Annotated in this window: 18 protein-coding genes; 11 read left to right on the top strand and 7 right to left on the bottom strand. The window is 59.1% G+C overall.

Features of this window, described 5'->3' with window-relative positions; translation table 11 throughout:
* Nucleotides 1–80 precede the first annotated feature (80 nt).
* Entirely contained in the window at nt 81–1,082 is a 1,002-nt protein-coding gene (locus tag BN2476_RS11845; protein WP_087734561.1) for a GlxA family transcriptional regulator, read from the top strand.
* A 72-nt stretch (nt 1,083–1,154) separates the two neighbouring features.
* Here BN2476_RS11845 and trxA read toward each other — a convergent pair whose 3' ends face one another.
* Together trxA and BN2476_RS49315 are read right to left on the bottom strand one after the other, a co-directional pair.
* Nucleotides 1,155–1,526 carry a thioredoxin gene (trxA, locus tag BN2476_RS11840; RefSeq protein ID WP_087734357.1) on the bottom strand — a complete coding sequence of 124 codons (372 nt, stop codon included), beginning with the start codon at nt 1,524–1,526 and terminating at the stop codon, nt 1,155–1,157.
* A gap of 102 nt (nt 1,527–1,628) precedes the next feature.
* Nucleotides 1,629–1,763, bottom strand: a complete 135-nt coding sequence (locus tag BN2476_RS49315; RefSeq protein WP_268957895.1) for a hypothetical protein — start codon at nt 1,761–1,763, stop codon at nt 1,629–1,631.
* Between the two features lie 156 nt (nt 1,764–1,919).
* On the opposite strand from BN2476_RS49315, the gene BN2476_RS11835 reads away from it, so the two are divergent.
* Both BN2476_RS11835 and BN2476_RS11830 read left to right on the top strand, forming a co-directional pair.
* Nucleotides 1,920–2,276, top strand: coding sequence for a hypothetical protein (locus tag BN2476_RS11835; protein WP_143810951.1), 357 nt, complete (start codon nt 1,920–1,922; stop codon nt 2,274–2,276).
* Nucleotides 2,277–2,564: 288 nt separating this feature from the next.
* Complete coding sequence (locus BN2476_RS11830; RefSeq protein WP_143810950.1) at nt 2,565–2,993, top strand: hypothetical protein; 429 nt, start codon at nt 2,565–2,567, stop codon at nt 2,991–2,993.
* A 219-nt stretch (nt 2,994–3,212) separates the two neighbouring features.
* On the opposite strand, the gene BN2476_RS11825 is transcribed toward BN2476_RS11830, so the two are convergent.
* Both BN2476_RS11825 and ilvB read right to left on the bottom strand, forming a co-directional pair.
* The gene (locus BN2476_RS11825; protein WP_087734354.1) at nt 3,213–3,575 is read right to left on the bottom strand and encodes an ArsR/SmtB family transcription factor; all 363 of its coding nucleotides are present in this window, start codon (nt 3,573–3,575) and stop codon (nt 3,213–3,215) included.
* A 15-nt stretch (nt 3,576–3,590) separates the two neighbouring features.
* On the bottom strand, nt 3,591–5,381 hold the full coding sequence (ilvB, locus tag BN2476_RS11820) for a biosynthetic-type acetolactate synthase large subunit (RefSeq protein ID WP_087734560.1): 1,791 nt from the start codon (nt 5,379–5,381) through the stop codon (nt 3,591–3,593).
* A 371-nt stretch (nt 5,382–5,752) separates the two neighbouring features.
* Here ilvB and BN2476_RS11815 point away from each other — a divergent pair, with 371 nt between their 5' ends.
* Both BN2476_RS11815 and mug read left to right on the top strand, forming a co-directional pair.
* Nucleotides 5,753–6,748: a GlxA family transcriptional regulator gene (locus BN2476_RS11815; RefSeq protein WP_087734353.1), complete on the top strand. Its 996-nt coding sequence runs from the start codon at nt 5,753–5,755 to the stop codon at nt 6,746–6,748.
* Nucleotides 6,745–7,314, top strand: a complete 570-nt coding sequence (gene mug / locus BN2476_RS11810) for a G/U mismatch-specific DNA glycosylase (protein ID WP_087734352.1) — start codon at nt 6,745–6,747, stop codon at nt 7,312–7,314. Before BN2476_RS11815 ends, mug begins: the two co-directional genes overlap by 4 nt.
* On the opposite strand, the gene BN2476_RS11805 is transcribed toward mug, so the two are convergent.
* The gene (locus BN2476_RS11805; RefSeq protein ID WP_087734351.1) at nt 7,220–8,176 is read right to left on the bottom strand and encodes a LysR family transcriptional regulator; all 957 of its coding nucleotides are present in this window, start codon (nt 8,174–8,176) and stop codon (nt 7,220–7,222) included. The two genes, mug and BN2476_RS11805, sit on opposite strands and share 95 nt — an antisense overlap.
* Before the next feature lie 268 nt (nt 8,177–8,444).
* On the opposite strand from BN2476_RS11805, the gene BN2476_RS11800 reads away from it, so the two are divergent.
* Complete coding sequence (locus BN2476_RS11800) at nt 8,445–9,119, top strand: antibiotic biosynthesis monooxygenase family protein (RefSeq protein WP_087734559.1); 675 nt, start codon at nt 8,445–8,447, stop codon at nt 9,117–9,119.
* Nucleotides 9,120–9,171: 52 nt separating this feature from the next.
* Here the strand turns inward: BN2476_RS11800 and BN2476_RS11795 are convergent, their stop codons facing one another.
* Nucleotides 9,172–9,372: a hypothetical protein gene (locus tag BN2476_RS11795; protein WP_087734558.1), complete on the bottom strand. Its 201-nt coding sequence runs from the start codon at nt 9,370–9,372 to the stop codon at nt 9,172–9,174.
* A 382-nt stretch (nt 9,373–9,754) separates the two neighbouring features.
* Here BN2476_RS11795 and BN2476_RS11790 point away from each other — a divergent pair, with 382 nt between their 5' ends.
* The 5 genes from BN2476_RS11790 (at nt 9,755) to BN2476_RS11770 (ending at nt 15,607) form a co-directional block, all read left to right on the top strand.
* Nucleotides 9,755–11,380: an MFS transporter gene (locus tag BN2476_RS11790; protein ID WP_087734350.1), complete on the top strand. Its 1,626-nt coding sequence runs from the start codon at nt 9,755–9,757 to the stop codon at nt 11,378–11,380.
* Between the two features lie 8 nt (nt 11,381–11,388).
* Nucleotides 11,389–12,465: an HlyD family secretion protein gene (locus tag BN2476_RS11785; RefSeq protein ID WP_087734557.1), complete on the top strand. Its 1,077-nt coding sequence runs from the start codon at nt 11,389–11,391 to the stop codon at nt 12,463–12,465.
* The gene (locus BN2476_RS11780; RefSeq protein WP_087734349.1) at nt 12,462–14,039 is read left to right on the top strand and encodes an efflux transporter outer membrane subunit; all 1,578 of its coding nucleotides are present in this window, start codon (nt 12,462–12,464) and stop codon (nt 14,037–14,039) included. The genes BN2476_RS11785 and BN2476_RS11780 overlap by 4 nt, the downstream gene beginning before the upstream one ends.
* A gap of 236 nt (nt 14,040–14,275) precedes the next feature.
* Complete coding sequence (locus BN2476_RS11775) at nt 14,276–15,130, top strand: aldo/keto reductase (protein WP_328590288.1); 855 nt, start codon at nt 14,276–14,278, stop codon at nt 15,128–15,130.
* Nucleotides 15,131–15,238: 108 nt separating this feature from the next.
* The gene (locus tag BN2476_RS11770; protein ID WP_438942875.1) at nt 15,239–15,607 is read left to right on the top strand and encodes a nuclear transport factor 2 family protein; all 369 of its coding nucleotides are present in this window, start codon (nt 15,239–15,241) and stop codon (nt 15,605–15,607) included.
* A gap of 447 nt (nt 15,608–16,054) precedes the next feature.
* Here BN2476_RS11770 and BN2476_RS11765 read toward each other — a convergent pair whose 3' ends face one another.
* On the bottom strand, nt 16,055–16,438 hold the full coding sequence (locus BN2476_RS11765) for a VOC family protein (RefSeq protein ID WP_087734348.1): 384 nt from the start codon (nt 16,436–16,438) through the stop codon (nt 16,055–16,057).
* Nucleotides 16,439–16,816: the final 378 nt, after the last annotated feature.

The raw sequence follows: 16,816 nt of genomic DNA, 5'->3' as shown, positions 1-16,816 counted from the left end.
TTTCCTGCCATGCGTCGTGGTGACGACGCCATCGCGCTTACAATGCAGGAAGCTTCAACCGATCAGCGTCCGGAGTCATGATGCGAATCGCTCTTTTGGTGTTTCCCGGCGTTCAGATGCTCGATCTTGCCGGGCCAATGGACGTGTTTAGCGAGGCGAATTGTCAGCTCGGCGATTCGAATGCCTACAGGCTGGTCACCGTCGCGCCCACGCTTGAAACCATCACCGCATCGAACGGCATGCGGTTTCTTCCCGATGCGTCGATAGCCGACGCGCCACACGACATCGACACGCTGCTGGTAGCAGGAAGCCCGCGTATCAGCGAGTATGAAGAGAATGCTGGGTTGATTGCGTGGCTCGTCGGACAGTCGCGCTATGTGCGCCGACTCGGCTCGGTGTGCTCGGGTGCCTTCGTGCTCGCTCGCGCGGGCTTGCTCACGGGCAGACGCGCGACCACGCACTGGAATTCAGCGGCGCGGCTCGCGCAGAACTATCCGAACGTGCGTGTCGAACCTGACCATATCTTCGTCAAGGATGGCCCGGTGTATACGTCTGCGGGCGTAACGGCTGGAATGGATCTCGCGCTTGCACTGGTGGAAGAAGATCACGGCCGTGGCGTGGCGTTGCGCGTTGCACGCGAACTCGTCATGTTCGTCAAACGCCCGGGAGGACAATCGCAATACAGCCTGCATCTCGCGGCGCAGGTCACCGAACGCAGCCCGTTGCGCGATATTCAGGAATCGATTCTCAACGACCTGTCGGCGGAACTCTCCGTCGAAGTTCTCGCTGGGCGTGCGGGCATGAGCGTCAGAAACTTTTCGCGGATGTTCAAACGCGAGACGGGCACGACGCCGGGCGATTTCGTCGAAATAGCGCGTGTGCAGGCTGCGAGGCGAATACTCGAGGAGAGTGACACGCCCCTTAAGAAAGTGGCGTACCTATGCGGGTTCAGCGACCAGAACGGCATGCGCCGCGCGTTCGTGCGGCGTCTCGGCGTGACACCGATCGAATATCGTCAGCGCTTTCGCGGCGAGGTGCCGGCGCTGCTCGAAACCGTGCGGCAGGCGATTGCCGTCACGTAGACGTCACGTAGACGTCACGTCCTCACTGATGGCAGTCGAAAGGAGACGGCGGCACACGCCGTCTCCCAACTACTATTCCTGATGGCTGAGCGAATGCTCCGCATGGGCGCGGACTTCGTCCATGTTCAGTGACCTCGTCGTCGCGATTACCGAAGTCAATTGCTGCGCCGAAAGCGTGCCGGGCTGCCGATAGACCAGAATGCCCTCGCGAAATATCATCAGCGTCGGCACGGAACGGATACCCGCCGAAGCTGCGAGATCCCAGCGTTCTTCCGCGTTGACCTTGACGAAGTCGATGTCCGCCAACGCCGAGGCGACGGCCTCGAATACGGGCGCAAACTGCCGGCACGGTCCGCACCACGGTGCCCAGAAATCAATAACCACGATGCTGTCCGGCGCGATGATCGATTCAAGCGTATCCGCATGCAGTTCGATTAATGCCATTCAAAACTCCTTTCCATTTCCAGCCGGTTCCAACGTCCGCTTGCTCCATGCGAAGCAGAAGCGGTCAGAAAAATTATGACGCGTTGGAAATGCGGCTGACGGTCAGAACGGCACCAGTTTTGGCCACCGTCGCGAGTGCTCCCGATGCATGGCCGTCGAGCCTATTAACATGGCCGCTTTTGCGGCGGCGTCGTGCTTTCCGTCGCGCTCCTGCGCGTCCAGAATGAGCTTGAGCATCGCACTTTCGCGTTGCCCGCCATTGCGAGTCTGAGGTTGTTCTGCAGCTACCGAAACGCAATGGATAACTTTGGCACCCTGTTTGTGTGCGTCCTGAAATGAAACTCTCACATGCGCTTTCCTCTATCCTCACGCTGGGCTGTCTCATGCTCCTTCATGCTCTTCATCGCCGGTTGCTCGTTGCCGCAACCTATGGACAGCTCGCCGAGCGGGCCCTATGCAGTCTCCACATCCGGTCATGGACCGGAAGTTGTCGACGGTATTGATGTGTGGATGCGCGGCACACCTACGCGCCCGTACGACGTGGTCACGCAGACGACGGTAACCAACTGGCTGCCGCTCCCCGGCGGGCATGGCATGAGATCAAAAATCGTCGATGCAGTCCGGCAAGCAGGTGGCGATGCCGCTATCGTCTACGACACGCGCACGTATCGGGACTCGACCAGTACGAATCGACACGTCTACGTGTCGACCATCGAGCGCGCGGAGATCGCTATCGTCCGATACCGATAAAAGCGTTGTTAGACCACCTATAACGAGGATGGTCTGTTCACGCGGAGACAGAACTGCGGTGTCAGCATGTGTAACCGCAGGGAATTGATGCGCCAACTTGATCATAATGGCGCAGCCCGATTTTCAGTTCTCTCTCAGCTGCGAACCGTCGGATGCCCATGGGCAGTTCATGTGATGAGGACCGTATCGACCACAATCGCTGTTCGTCGCCGTTCGCCAGTCACCACTACGTGCGACCATCGGCCGTATCGTCGGCCATGCCGTTTATGCGCCTACGTGCAAGCTGCTGTGGCGAAGAAGAATCCGGATCACCCGCATCGTCATATCGAATGCACACCGGATCGCGGCCTCTGCGCTGTCGCGAACGCAGCGTCCAATGTGCTTGTGAAAGCAGGCCATCTTCCCGGCCAAGGCGATGCGGCAATCGCCCGACGCCACGCATTCGGCAAGAAATTCGGCGAACCGCGTTCCATCCGCGAACGGCCGTTGTCAAAGGCGGACGAGACGTTCGAGCGGCCGCGTGAAGGCTTAGTTGAATGTCTCAAGTTGGCCGAATCCGTCCAACCGCGAACGCACCAAACCGACCCGTTACAGACATTGCGCCATAGCAAGTTTTATGGCCGCTTACCGAGGCAAAACAGCCATCTGGACATCAGGTCACCACTTGTCCCGCGACTTTTCAGCGAATCGTTCGCTTATCGAGCGCTCCTGCAATGAACGCGCGACACGACATAGCGTCTGCGGAACAAGATGGTTTGACCGTGAACTCGCGATTGATGTTGCACTACCCCGGTTCCAGCGGCACACGCACTATCGCCCCATCGCGGGTCATCCGTTTTCAAGTCATCATGCCATGTCTCGGTGCCACCGGTGGCAGTCGCCGCAACACCTATTTACCGCCCGTCTTCACGTGCTCGTGGAAGGCTGACCCGGCGATCAAGCACCAGGAGCACTCAAGTCTGCTTCGCGACCAGCCAGTGTTCTCGCGCTCACTGAGCGGGCGATGTCGTCGTGCAGCCATCCGGCAAACTCACGAATCGCGGCTTCGTTTCGCGAAAAAATAACCCACTGCCCGACGCGTTTCGCATTGACGAGGCCCGCTCGTTCCAGCTGCGACAGGTGCCCCGATACCGTGGACTGTGACAGTCCGCTTTTCGAGTGAATCATTCCCGCCGACACCCCGCGCAATAGCGCGTACTCTGCGTCGAACAAATGGCTGGCAGGATCGGCCAGCCATTGCAGCACCTTTCGCCGGAACGGATGGGCCAGCGCGCGAACCATCGCATCGAAGTCGTTCATCGTGTGACTTATCCTCTAGAACATATCCGCGGCTTCCTGAGTCCGCTTCGTGCTTCCGCCTGGACGGGAAGGGATAAACGGTCCCGTGATCATGTCTGCGTAGGTCTGCCCCGGTCCCACCATCGGAAACACGTCGGCGTTCTCGTCGATCATCACTTCGAGAAACGCAGGTCCGTCGAATTCCAGAAACGCCTTCAATTGCCCCGCGAGTTCGTCTTTCGCATCGACACGACGTGCAAATTCGAAGCCGTCCGCTTTTGCCGCCATCACGAAGTTCTTCCGATGCAGCGCCTTGTCGCTGACGACCAGCCGCCCTTCGTAGAAGAGGCGCTGCCATTGGCGGATCATTCCGTCGCCGAGATTGTTGAGCAACAGCACCTTGACGGGGACGCCATATGTCGTTGCCGTCTCCAGTTCGCCGACGTTCATACGGATGCTGCCATCGCCATCGATATCGATCACAAGGGAATCTGGCCGTGCAATCTGGGCGCCGATTGCTGCTGGAAGCCCGAAGCCCATCGTCCCCATGCTGCCTGATGTGAGAAAGCTTCGAGGCTCGATGAAGTCGAAAAACTGCGCGGCCCACATCTGATGCTGACCGACGCCTGTACAAACGATCGCGCGCCCACCTGTCAGTTCGCTGAGCTTTTCGATCACGAATTGCGGCTGGATCTTTGGGCTCGCCCTGTCGTAGTTCATCCCATGCGCGTGTTTCAGGTTCATTACATGAGCCAGCCAGCCGGAATGAGGCAGATCACAGGGGCCATATTCCATAAGCGACAGCAACGCACTTTTCGCGTCGCTCACATGCGACCAATGCGCACGTTTAACCTTGTTGATCTCGGCTTCATCAATATCGATGTGCGCAACGTAACGCGCGCCCGGCGCAAATTGCTCGGGACGGCCGCCCGCGACACGATCGTCGAAACGCGCACCAACCGCAATCAGAAAATCGCAATCCTGCACGGCGTAGTTTGCACATGCGGTGCCGTGCATGCCAAGCAAACCAAGGTGCAACTCGTGAGTCGCGGGTATCGCGCCGAGGCCCATCAGTGTCGTGACGATGGGTATCCGGTAGCGCTCGGAAAACTGCCTCAGTTCAGCCGTTGCACCTGATGCAATCACACCCCCGCCCACATAGAGCAGCGGACGCCGGCTCTCTTCAAGAAGACTGAAGAACGCACTGCGCTTCCCCGCATCGAGGCTTGCGCCTTTCGCGACCATTCGAAGCCGGTCGGAATAGCCGCGAAACTTCAGCGTGCCTTGTCCTTTGTAGAAGCCTTTCCAGTTCTGGATATCTTTTGGCACATCGACCACCACGGGACCTGGGCGACCTGTGCGGGCGATCTCGAACGCGCTGCGTAAGGTCTCTTCGAGCTTCTCCGGATCGGTGACGAGAAACACCTGCTTGGCACACGCCGACATGATGTTGAAGACGGGCGCTTCCTGAAACGCGTCGCTGCCAATCGCCGCGCGTGGCACCTGGCCACATATCAGCACGACGGGAATCGAATCGCCATTGCAATCGGCAATTGGCGTGAGTGCATTGGTTGCGCCCGGCCCCGACGTCACCGTGAATACGCCAACTTTTCCGCTGGCTCGCGCATAACCCGCGGCCATGAATCCCGCCGCCTGCTCGTTGGCTGGCACGACCAGCCTGATCTGGCGTTGCGGGTTTGCTTCGTGCATTTCATTGAAGCGAAACACGGCATCGTAGGTCGGCAGGTTCGCGCCACCGCTATACCCGAAGATAGTATCGACGCCCTGCTCGCTCAGAACGCGCAGGATGATGTCTGCGCCGGACATCGTTTTATCGTTGCTCTCAGGTTCAAGCCGCGGTATCGATGCAGCAAGTGCGTTTTGTGCCATAGCCGGCCTTCGTCAAAATGGTTCCGTTTTCGGTCGGAGGCGCATGGTTCATCCCAGGCGCGTCCATATGACAAAGTCTATTGAGTGGACCGGCAAGCGGGAACAACCAGGTAGCACGTTCCTGGGCCAATCGATGCGCGATTCGGGTCATCGCATGAGCCATATCGGAGGCTGGCGATACCGGCACAAATGCGCCCGATATTTGCCCGCCATGCCACAGTTGCAGTACTGTACTTGCGCTATTCTGGTCGGCTGCGCGCCCTCGGAATTGTCGAGGACTGTTGCTTACAATCGGTCAAGGTCATGAGATGAAAGTCGCCATTGTTATCTTTGATGGTGTGCAAGCCCTGGATGTCGCGGGTCCTCTGGATGTGTTTGCCGAGGCCAATGCGTCGCTCGCTGAACATCAGCGCTACGAGGTATCCCTCGTCGGATTTCAGCGGGGTACGGTCACCTGCTCGAACGGAATGCAACTCGCCGTGCCTTTCGCCTACGACGACGTCGACACGCAGTACGACCTGTTGCTGATCGCGGGCGGTCCGCGCTTGCCCGAGTTTCAGCCGCCAGCCGGATTTCTCGCATGGCTAAAACGTCAAACAAACGGCGCGTCCCGCTTCGGATCCGTGTGCAATGGCGCATTTGTGCTCGCGCATGCCGGACTGCTCGATAACAGGGAAGTCACCACGCACTGGGAAGACGCCCCTCGCCTCGCCGACGCCTTTCCGCAAGTTTGCGTGCAATCCGACCGCATCTTCATTCGCGATGGCCGATTGTTCACGTCGGCAGGCGTGACGGCGGGCATCGATCTGTGCCTGTCGCTTGTTGCCGAAGACTGGGGACACGAACTCGCCGTACGTGTGGCGAAACGACTGGTCGTTTATATCCAGCGCGAAGGCGGCCAATCGCAGTACAGTCCCTATATCGGCGTGCGCAAGGATGATGATCCGATCATCGGCAAGGTGCATCGCTACGTGGTCGACCACATCACCGACGTTCTTTCGATCGAACAACTTGCCGGCGCAGTGTCAGTCAGCCGGCGTACCTTCTCGAGGCTGTTCGCGAAGTATGCGAAGGTGACGCCATCAGCGTTCGTCGAACAGGTGCGAGTGGATACAGCACGAAAACTACTCGAAGAATCGGACGCACCACTCAAGACCGTCGCATTCAACTGCGGATTTCATAGCGCGACGCACATGCGGACCACGTTTGCGCGACGCCTCAACGTCACCCCGAAACAATATCGTCTGCGGTTTCGCGGCAACGCAGGCGAAGCACAACTGACTCTCGACACGTTGACCGAATGAAGCCGATCAGTCCCTCTGAATCTCATCGAGGTCTTCCTGACATTCTGGAAGCCGGTTTATCGGTGGTGTTTTGCGGGATCAATCCCGGTCTTCGTGCCGCGGCGACGGGCCATCACTTCGCGGGCCGAGGCAACCGGTTCTGGCGTGTGCTTCATCTGGCAGGCTTTACACCCGATGAACTATCTCCCGACAATGACCGCATGCTGCTGCAATACGGCTGCGGTCTAACGGCAGTGGTCGCGCGTCCGACAGCGCGAGCTGATGAATTGTCGCGATCAGAGATCAGAGACGCAGCGGCCGGGTTCGAGAAAAAGATCGAATGCCATGCGCCGCGCAACATCGCGTTCCTCGGCAAAATGGCGATAGCCGGAATAACCGGATCACGCAATATTCAATGGGGCCTTCAAACAGCAGCATTCGGTGGCGCACAAGTCTGGGTGCTTCCGAATCCCAGCGGGCTGAATCGCAGTTTCAGTCTTGATGCACTGGTTGACGCCTATCGGGCGCTTTATGTTGCCGCGCTTTGGGAAACTGAAGCTGCGCGTTCCTGCGCAACGTCTCCGTGACGAACTCGACAAAAGAACGCACCTTGATGCTCTTGCCGCGCCGCTCGACGTGCAGCAGATTGACGGGAATCGATTGCGGCTCGAAGGGCGTCAATACTGGCTGAAGACTTCCGCTCAACACTTCAGGCGCCGCCTGATACGAAAGCAGTTGTGTGATACCCACGCGATCCACCGCAGCCATCACTGCAGCAGGCGCGAGATCGACGGTCATCCGCGGCCGCACCCGCACGGCCAGTCTCGAACCGTTCTCGTAGTACATCCACTCCAGCGGATGGCTCACGCCCGTGTAGGACACGCAATGATGCCCGGCGAGATCTTTCGGATGCAGAGGTTCACCCCATGCGTCGAGATAACTCGGCGCTGCATAGGTTCGACGGCGCACGAAGCCGAGCGGAACCGCGAAGATCGAAGAATCGCCAAGGAGGCCAATACGTATCGCTATATCGACGCCTTCGTCGATCAGCCGCGTCGGCCTGTCGATATAAACGACATTCACGCTGACGTCCGGGTATAGGTTCGCATAGGCGTTGACCAGCGGCGCGATAAAGCGCTGACCAAACAGGACCGGCGCAGAGACCGTCAACGTGCCGACAGGCTTGCTTTGATCGGCGAAGATATTTGCCTCTGCGTTGGCAATCGTACCCAGCGCATTGCGGCAGGCATCAAGATAAAACATACCGGCATCGGTCGGACGGATGGAGCGTGTCGTACGCGATAGCAGTTGTACTCCGACACGCGCTTCCAGCGAGTTCAGCGCCCGCGAAACGGCAGGCGCCGACATGCCGAGCTTCTCCGACGCGGCCGTAAAACTGCCACGATCAACGATGGCGACGAACACCTCCATCTCACGATATTTGTCCATCTCGATTCCTGACTTGCGACTTCTGCTGTGGTCCGATTCTACGAGTCCTTCTTGCGCTGCGTTCCGACTTTCTTTCGATTGGCCGATGAAACATGTCATCTGGCCTGCAACTGACTCAATCAATACGACCCGCTGGCGGTGTGGCGCAATTCGAATACTGAATGGCCCAAGACCTTATTCCCACATGCTTCAAGAATTCGGCGTCATCTTCGACAATGAAATTCCCACCAGGTGGGAGCGCCCACTTTATCTGTCGAAAGGATCTGTCATGTTCTCCGCAATGCTTGAAGTTAATCCGATTCCCGAGCAGTTCGATGCCTATCTGGGCATGGCGAAAATGCTGCGTCCAGAACTGGAGAAAATCGATGGCTTCATCGATAACAATCGCTACGCAAGTCTCACGCGCGCCGGCTGGCTCCTGTCACTTTCCAGCTGGCGCGATGAAAAGTCGCTGATTCGCTGGCGCGTCGAATCGAAACACTTCAAGGTTCAACAGGCCGCCCGCGATCGCGTGTTTGCAGACTACCGGCTGCGTATCGGCCAGACGGTTGCGGATACCCACGTTCCCGCAGGCTACGCGTTGACTGAACAACGCCTCGACGAAACTGAAACGGGCGCCGGCAAGGCGGTCATGTTGATCGACGCTCAACGCCCGGCGGACTGGATGAAGCAATCGGGCGCGGAAGCCGTCGCGAAGTCGCTCAGTCTTGATCTGACGGCTTCCGGTCTGATCGCGTGGGATGTGTTCGATGCGTTGTTGGCGCCGGGCGATGTAATCGCCGCAGTCACGTGGCGCGACCTCGCTGCCGCTGAGGCGTTCGCGCAGAGCATGACGGTACCCGAGGGTGCACGTCTGCGGCATATTCGTGTGATCCGCGAGTACGGCATGTACGATCGCCGGGAAGCGCCGCAATACTTTGCCGCGGCACAGCGTAAGGCGTAAAGCTGCGGCCGGTTTCAACTGCTATGGCAAGAAACCGGCCGAATTTATCTACCTATCCCTCGATAATCCTGACGCTATAGTCTTCGTCCTGAAACGCGACGAAGAACTCCTCCGGCATCAGCCACGAATCGACACTAACACTATTCGCGTCGACATCGATATCGACCTTCGCATCGACATCGACACTCTTCATCGCACGTTCGATTCTGGATATGTCGTCAGAACCGATCGCTTCATTCACTGAGAATTTCATCGCCATCTCCATCCAATAACAGTTCAATTCACTCGACCGGCAGGCGCTCTAAAGCGCCGTCGCTGGAATTGATTCTATCTACGAGCTTGTCGAATGACGACGCGTGCCGAGCAACAATCTTTTTCAAAATCTGGATGATTTACCCCGTGTAAAAAGACCTTTTCCACGCGCGCAATCAAAACCATAAAAGTTCCGGCAATGGCCAGATTCCTGAATGAATTGGCCTGAAACGATTCGTCCGTCGACTTCAAGAAAGACGGCGTCGCTCCTAGAATCCATCACATCATCACGCGGTAAGGAAGCCGCAAAATTCCGGGTGAAGCAGATACGTCATTGCCCGGATTTGATGCCTTGTTAAGGACTTTTAGCCGAGTGTGCTTTTATGAAGACGACTGTCGTTTCCCTGACGATTGAAGCGGTCGCGACGGTTGAACCGGTCGCGCCGTTAGCGCCCGCGCCTGCTGCACATACGCCAGCACCACAGGCGCAAGCGCAGCCAGCGTTTTCGCTGCGCCTGGCCATCGGTCTGATCGGGATGCTGCTCGCGTCGCTACTCGCGATACTGAATGAGCAGGTCACTGCGCAAGCGATGAACGACATTCGTGGCGCGCTATCGATCGGGCATGACGACGGCAGCTGGCTGACCGCGCTTTTCGAAGCGACCAACGTGGCAACGATGGTTTTCGCGCCGTGGTTCGGCATCACGTTCACGTTGAAGCGCTTCACGCTCGGCGCGCTCATCGCCTCCATGCTGTTCGGCTTTCTGTGTCCGCTGTCGCCTAATCTGCCTGCGTTCTATCTGCTGCGCGTATTGCAGGGCATTGCCGGAGGATGTATTCCTCCGATGCTGATCATCGTGGCGCTGCGTTATCTGCCACCGAAGATCAAGCTCTATGGGCTCGCAGGCTATGCGCTCACTGCGACCTTCGGCCCTTCGGTGGGAACCCCGCTCGCCGCGCTGTGGACCGAGTACGTGAGCTGGAAAATGGCCTTCTGGCAGATCGTGCCGCTTGGTGTGATCAGCGGCATCGCAATCCAGTTCGGCCTTCCACAAGACCCGCTCAAGCTCGAACGATTCGGATCGTTCGACTGGTTCGGTCTGTTGACCGGTTTCCCCGCCGTCGCGATGCTGGTAACCGCTCTGCTGCAAGGCGATCGCCTCGACTGGCTGAATTCCTCGTTCATCTGCGTGATGCTCGGTGGCGGCGCCATGTTGTTCGCGTTGTTTCTGATCAACGAGTGGTATCACCCGGTACCGTTTTTCAAGCTGCAGATGCTGTCGCGCGGGAATTTTTCGCACGGTCTTTCGACACTTGTCGGCGCCGTTGTGCTGCTCGTTGGTGTGGCCGCGATTCCAGGTCAATTTCTCGCACGAGTGCACGATTACCGGCCGCTTCAAACGACGCCTCTGTCTCTGCTGGTCGCCCTTCCGCTGCTCGTTACGCTGCCGCTGACGGCTGCGTTGCTGAATCTTCGCCGTGTGGATTCGCGCTGGGTGATGGGGCTCGGACTACTGATGATCGGACTCACCTGCTTCCTTGGCAGCTTCATGACGTCGGAGTGGATCCGCGACAACTTCTACTGGTTGCAATCATTGCAGATCGTCGCGCAACCGATGGTGATACTCGCGATCCTGATGGGTGTGACCACCGGCTTGCCGCCCGCCGATGGCCCCTTCGCTTCCGCGATGTTCAACTCGCTCAGAGGCTTCGCGGGCGTCGTGGCGACCGCGCTGATCGAGGGTCTCGGCACCGCGCGCGAACATTTTCATTCGAGCATGCTGGTCGATCATCTCGGCAACAACGCGTTGATCACCACTCAGAGCTTCGATGCGGCGCGCGGATATGGCGGGCTTGCGCAACGCATCCATGAACAGGCCGTGGTGCTCACTTCTGCCGACCTTTATCGCGTGATGGCCTGCATCGCCATCACCGTGCTTCTTCTCATTCCTGTGCTACCGGTACGCATCTATCCGCCGTGGAGCACAACGCCACCTACCCCTCGCTAATGGTTGCCATGTTATCCGTCACCCGTCCCTCGCCCAGAATGGTTCGCATTGCCGCAGCTGTCGTCGTGCTCGGCGTCGCCGCATGGGGCAGCACGAAGCTCTTCGTCAGCCCCGGCACCGAATCCACGAACGACGCCTACGTCGCCGCCGATTTCACGCTGGTTGCGCCGCGCGTTGCTGGGCAGGTCGCGGAGGTCTTCGTCGACGACAACCAGCAGGTGAAAGCCGGACAGCTGGTGGTGCGGATCGACGATCGCGACTATCAGGCCGCATTGCTCAGCTCACAGGCCGACGTAACGGCAGCGAAAGCCGCCGTTGCGAACTACGATGCCGAGATCGCGCGACAGCCGTCGCTCGTCGACCAGGCACGTGCCACGCTGCGTTCCGATGAAGCGTCGATCGCCTTTGCGCGCGAAAACGCAGCGCGTTATCAGAATCTCTCGGAGTCGGGTGCCGGCACGACGCAGGAACAGCAGCACGCTGCCAGCGCGCTCGCCGAGCAGCTTGCGCAGCAGGCGCACGATCAGGCGGCCTTGTCCGCAACCGCACAGAACCTCGATGTGTTGCGCACGCAGCGCGACAAGGCGGCGGGCGCGCTGGCGCATGCCGAAGCCGTGCTCGAACAGGCAAAGCTCAATCTCTCATACACCGAGATTCACGCGCCCGTCGACGGAAAGATCGGCCGGCGGTCCGTGCGTGTCGGCGCATTCGTGACACCCGGCGCACCACTCCTTGCAATCGTGCCGCTCGCGGATGCTTATGTCGTCGCGAACTTCCAGGAGAACCAGATCCCGTACATGCGGCCCGGCGAGAGCGTGAGCATCAAAGTCGACAGTTTCCCCGGCGTCGTCATCAAAGGCCATATCGACAGTCTGGCCCCCGCCACCGGCGTGAGCTTCGCGCCGATCGCGCCGGACAACGCAACGGGCAACTTCACGAAGATCGTCCAGCGGGTGCCCGTCAAGATCAGGATCGATCCGAACCAGCGAGCCGCGTCCGAGCTCAGCGTGGGGTTGTCGGTAGAAGCAGAGGTGGCAATCGGCAAGCGCGCCGATATGGCGATAGCAGGAGTGGACGCAAAATGAACACGCGTGAATTTTTTATCCGTGCGTCGGCGTTGGCGCTGACGTTATTGCTCTCGCTCGCGTTGAGCGGCTGTCTGGTCGGGCCGAATTTCGAACCGCCGACCTCTGCCACGCCGGATATATTCGACCGCACTCAGACTGCGCAGTCGCCGAGCAAACCCGTCGAATCCGGTTTCAATCCGGACTGGTGGACGCTTTTCAACGACCCGATGTTGAACGCGCTCGAAAAGCAGTTGACCGATGCCAACCTCGATGTCGCTGCGGCTTCTGCGCGCCTGCTGCAAAGCCGCGCCGGGCTGCGCGTTGCCGGTGCAGCGCAATATCCGACGCTGGATGGCGCGGCCTCGTATAACCGCGAACGCGGCAGCGAGAATGGCATTCTTTCGTTGCTCGGCGTGACACCGACAAGTTCGAATCCGCAATCTGCATCGGGCAGCGCGCCGCTGGGCGTATCGGCGATGCCTGGCTCGAAAGGCTCGCCCGCCTACAACCTCTATCAGTTCGGCTTCGACGCTTCATGGGAAATCGACATCTGGGGCCGTGTGCGGCGTGGTGTCGAAGCGGCTTCGGCATTGACCGATGCCTCTTATGAGGATCGCAATGCGGTATTGCTCTCCGCGCGCGCCGAGCTTGCGCGCGACTATATCCAGCTGCGCGATACGCAAGCCTTGTTGCAGATCGCGCGACAGAATCTCGAACTGGCAAACAATACGACAAAACTCACACAAACGCGCAAGCGCGAAGGCGTCACAACCGATCTCGACGTGGCGAATGCATCCGCACAGGCCGCGTCCATCGAAAGCCTCATTCCGACGCTCGAATCGCGCAAGGAAACGACCATCAACGCCATCGGGGTGTTGCTTGCCGAAGAACCGGGTGCATTGACCAAGACGCTCGATGCGCCGCAGGATGTCCCCGCTCTGCCTGAGCAGGTACCAATCGGCTTCCCATCCGAACTTGCACAGCGCCGGCCCGACATCCGCCGGGCCGAGGCGCAGCTCCATGCGGCCACGGCGGCCATCGGCATGGCCAAGGCCGACTTTTATCCGCGCATCACGTTGAATGGCAGTGCCGGATTCCAGAGCCTTCAGCTTTCGAGTCTCGCCAATTGGGCATCCGGTCAGTTCGTCGTGGGACCATCGATCACGCTGCCGATCTTCGAAGGCGGACGCCTGAAAGGCACGCTTCAATTGCGCGAGGCACAACAGCAGGAGGCCGCCATCGTCTACGAGAAGACGGTTCTCGATGCATGGCGCGAAGTGGACGATGCCCTCATTACCTACGACGCGGAACAACAGCGGCACAACAAGCTTCAGGAGGTCGTGAGCCTGAATCTACGTGCGCTTTCGGTTGCACAGCAGCGGTATAAAGCTGGTGCGCTCGATTATCTGGACGTGCTGAATGTCCAGAAGCAGCTGCTCGATGCACAGAGCAACCTTGAACAGAGCGGCGCCGATGCTGATGCGAACCTCGTCACACTGTGCAAGGTGCTCGGGGGCGGCTGGGAATCGACGTATGGTAAGCCAGCAACGCCTCAAGACAACGAAAGTACACAGTCGACGGCGCAACGCTGATCCGCATCCGCGTTCCCGGGCAGAGTGTAATCGCGTCGCCCAGGCAGCCTCTGTTGGCTCCCGGTTGACATTTATTTGTGGGCAGTTCGCAAGCCTCCGTGTAGCTGGACATGTGACGGTTTTGTCGTTTTGCTGCGTTTTCAATGTGACGAACATTGCAAGGGCGGGCACTTGCCATGACGCCGCGAGCAAACCGTCCTAGCATGTGAGGGCGCAGTGCGCGTGGAGGGTTCGCGATGATCGGGTCGAATGATTTCCGCAGCGGGACGGTGGCGCTGCGTGACGGCGGACACATGCCCGTCATCGGTTTTGGTACGCTGATCGCCGATCCGGCGACGACGGTCAGTGCCACGCGCGACGCGATCGAAGCGGGTTACCGGCACTTCGATTGCGCCGAGCGCTATCGCAACGAGCGAGAGGTAGGCGCTGCGCTGAAGTCGGGACTATCGGCGCGTGGGATCGCGCGGGATGCGATCTTCGTGACGACTAAACTGTGGAATTCGAACCACCGGCCCGAGCGCGTCGGCCACGCTCTCGACGGGAGTCTTGAAAGGCTGGGACTCGACTATCTGGACCTTTATCTGGTTCACACGCCCTTCGCGTTTCAGGCGGGCGACGAACAGGACCCGCGTGACGCAAACGGAAATGTGTTTTACGACGAAGGCGTGACATTGCTCGACACGTGGCACGCGATGGAAGAACTCGTCGACCGTGGACGATGCCGCGCGATCGGACTCTCCGACATCACGCTGAGCGAGCTTCAGCCGCTGTATGACTCCGCGAAAATCAAGCCTGCGGCGATTCAGGTCGAATCGCATCCGTATCTGCCTGAAACGGAGTTGCTGGCATACTGCAACCAGCGGGGGCATCGTCTTCACTGCGTTCGCGCCGCTCGGGCATGGAATCAGGCCGGGGCCGCTCGAAGATCCCGTCATTGCGCGTATTGCCGCGCGTCTGGAAAGAACGCCGGCGCAAGTGCTGCTCGCGTGGGCCGTGCAGCGCGGCACGGCGGTGCTCACGACGCCAAAAACGGCGGCGCGAGCACGGGAGAATTTCGACATTTCCGCGCTTCCTTCCGAAGCCTTCGATGAGATCAACGCAATAGAGACGCGACAGCGGTTCAACGAAGTCGTGAAGACGGGCAGTCCGGGTTTCATTCCGCCGTCAACCGCGTGAGGCGATTCGTGAACGACAGGCAAATGCGTGAAGTGCTCGATGCGCACTGGCGTGCTTCGTCGGCAGGTAATCTGGATGCGGAGCATGATATCTACGCTGATGGCGTGGTCTGCGAGTATCCGCAGTCGGGCGAGCGAATCGTCGGGCGAAGCAACCTGCAGGCGTTGCGCGGATACCATCCGGACAAGCCTTCGGGATTTGGCGTGCGACGAATTCAGGGAAGCGGCAATCTCTGGGTGACGGAATATACGATCGACTACAAGACGCAGACTGCGCTCGTCGTCAGCATCATGGAGTTTGCCGACGGAAAGGTCGTGCGCGAAACGCAGTATTTTTCGGAGCCGTTCGATGCGCCGCAGTGGCGGATGCAGTGGGTTGAGGCACGCAGGTGAATCGGTTGCACGCGATGGAAGGGGACACCGAGGTGATCCGAAACGGGACCGGGCAGGCAGAGAATCTCTCCACCGTAAATTGCCCATTCTATTCGTCCGTTCGCCCTGATACGCAGAGATTTACAGACGCCTTATTGCAACGACTCGATACCGGACGCCTGCTGCATTCTCTCGATCAGGACCAGCACCTCAGGTCGGCTCTGTCGAGTGAGGCGCTGACCGTCGATGTCCAGCGTGTGCAGCACGCATTACCTCTGCGAAACATTCGATGGCAAGCTATCTCACGAGAGTATGGTCCGCGTTCGAAGGTCCGCAGATTGGTTCGGAGCCGCCGCCGGAATGACCACATGACGGCAAAACCGAACGACTGGTTCTGGCCGCCTACTGCCCGACGCGGTCCGCAGACCGATATATGACGCAATGCCGCCGGGGCGTGTGCTTGTCTCGCTACCCACCACGAAAGACAGCCTCGATGTTGTTGCCGTCCGGATCGAGCACGAAAGCAGCGTAGTAACCAGGCGGATAGCCATGCTGGGTGTCACGGTAGCCGGGTGCGCCGTTATCGGTGCCGCCGGCTTTCAGGGCTGCCTGGTAGAACGCGTCTACCTCGGCGCAACTCCTCGCTACAAAGGCAGTGTGCTGTTTCACGCCATGCGGGTGAAAGCGGTCAATCCAGAAAACCGGGTAATCGAGGCCGTAGCCGATGCCATCGGTCCCGCTGTTGCCCGGCATTTGCATCACGCGGCGCATGCCAAGCGCGCTCAAAGCGGCGTCGTAAAACGTGGCGGAACGATGGACGTCCGCGACTCCAATTCCGGTGTGATCGATCATCGTGGTACCTCGAGTGTTCCGTTATAGCAATAGGGCCGGAAAATGACACTTTGCGGAACGTTCGACAAGCGCAAGTGCAACGTTGCCGTGCGAGAACGTTTAGACGCTGGCTATGTCCTGCAACGGACCGTACGGTTGGAGAAGACGAACGCTTCTTTCTCGGCCTTTGCGGTTATCCACATGCACCGGGCTCTGTGGTCGGCGAATGGCCGCTTTGACTGCTTTCAAACGAAGTCTCCGATCGGAGTAGACCCCACTCGCTCACAGTGACCGTGCAGCCGAACGGCCGATCTGCGGCGATCGTTCGGGCCGGTAATGGATGCATTGTGAAGATCGCCACGAACAGCCGACTAAACGATGTGTTTATATCGTTAATGG

The sequence above is a fragment of the Paraburkholderia piptadeniae genome (assembly GCF_900007165.1).
GTDB classification, from domain to species: Bacteria; Pseudomonadota; Gammaproteobacteria; order Burkholderiales; family Burkholderiaceae; genus Paraburkholderia; species Paraburkholderia piptadeniae.
This window is presented reverse-complemented; position numbering and strand designations above follow the sequence as displayed.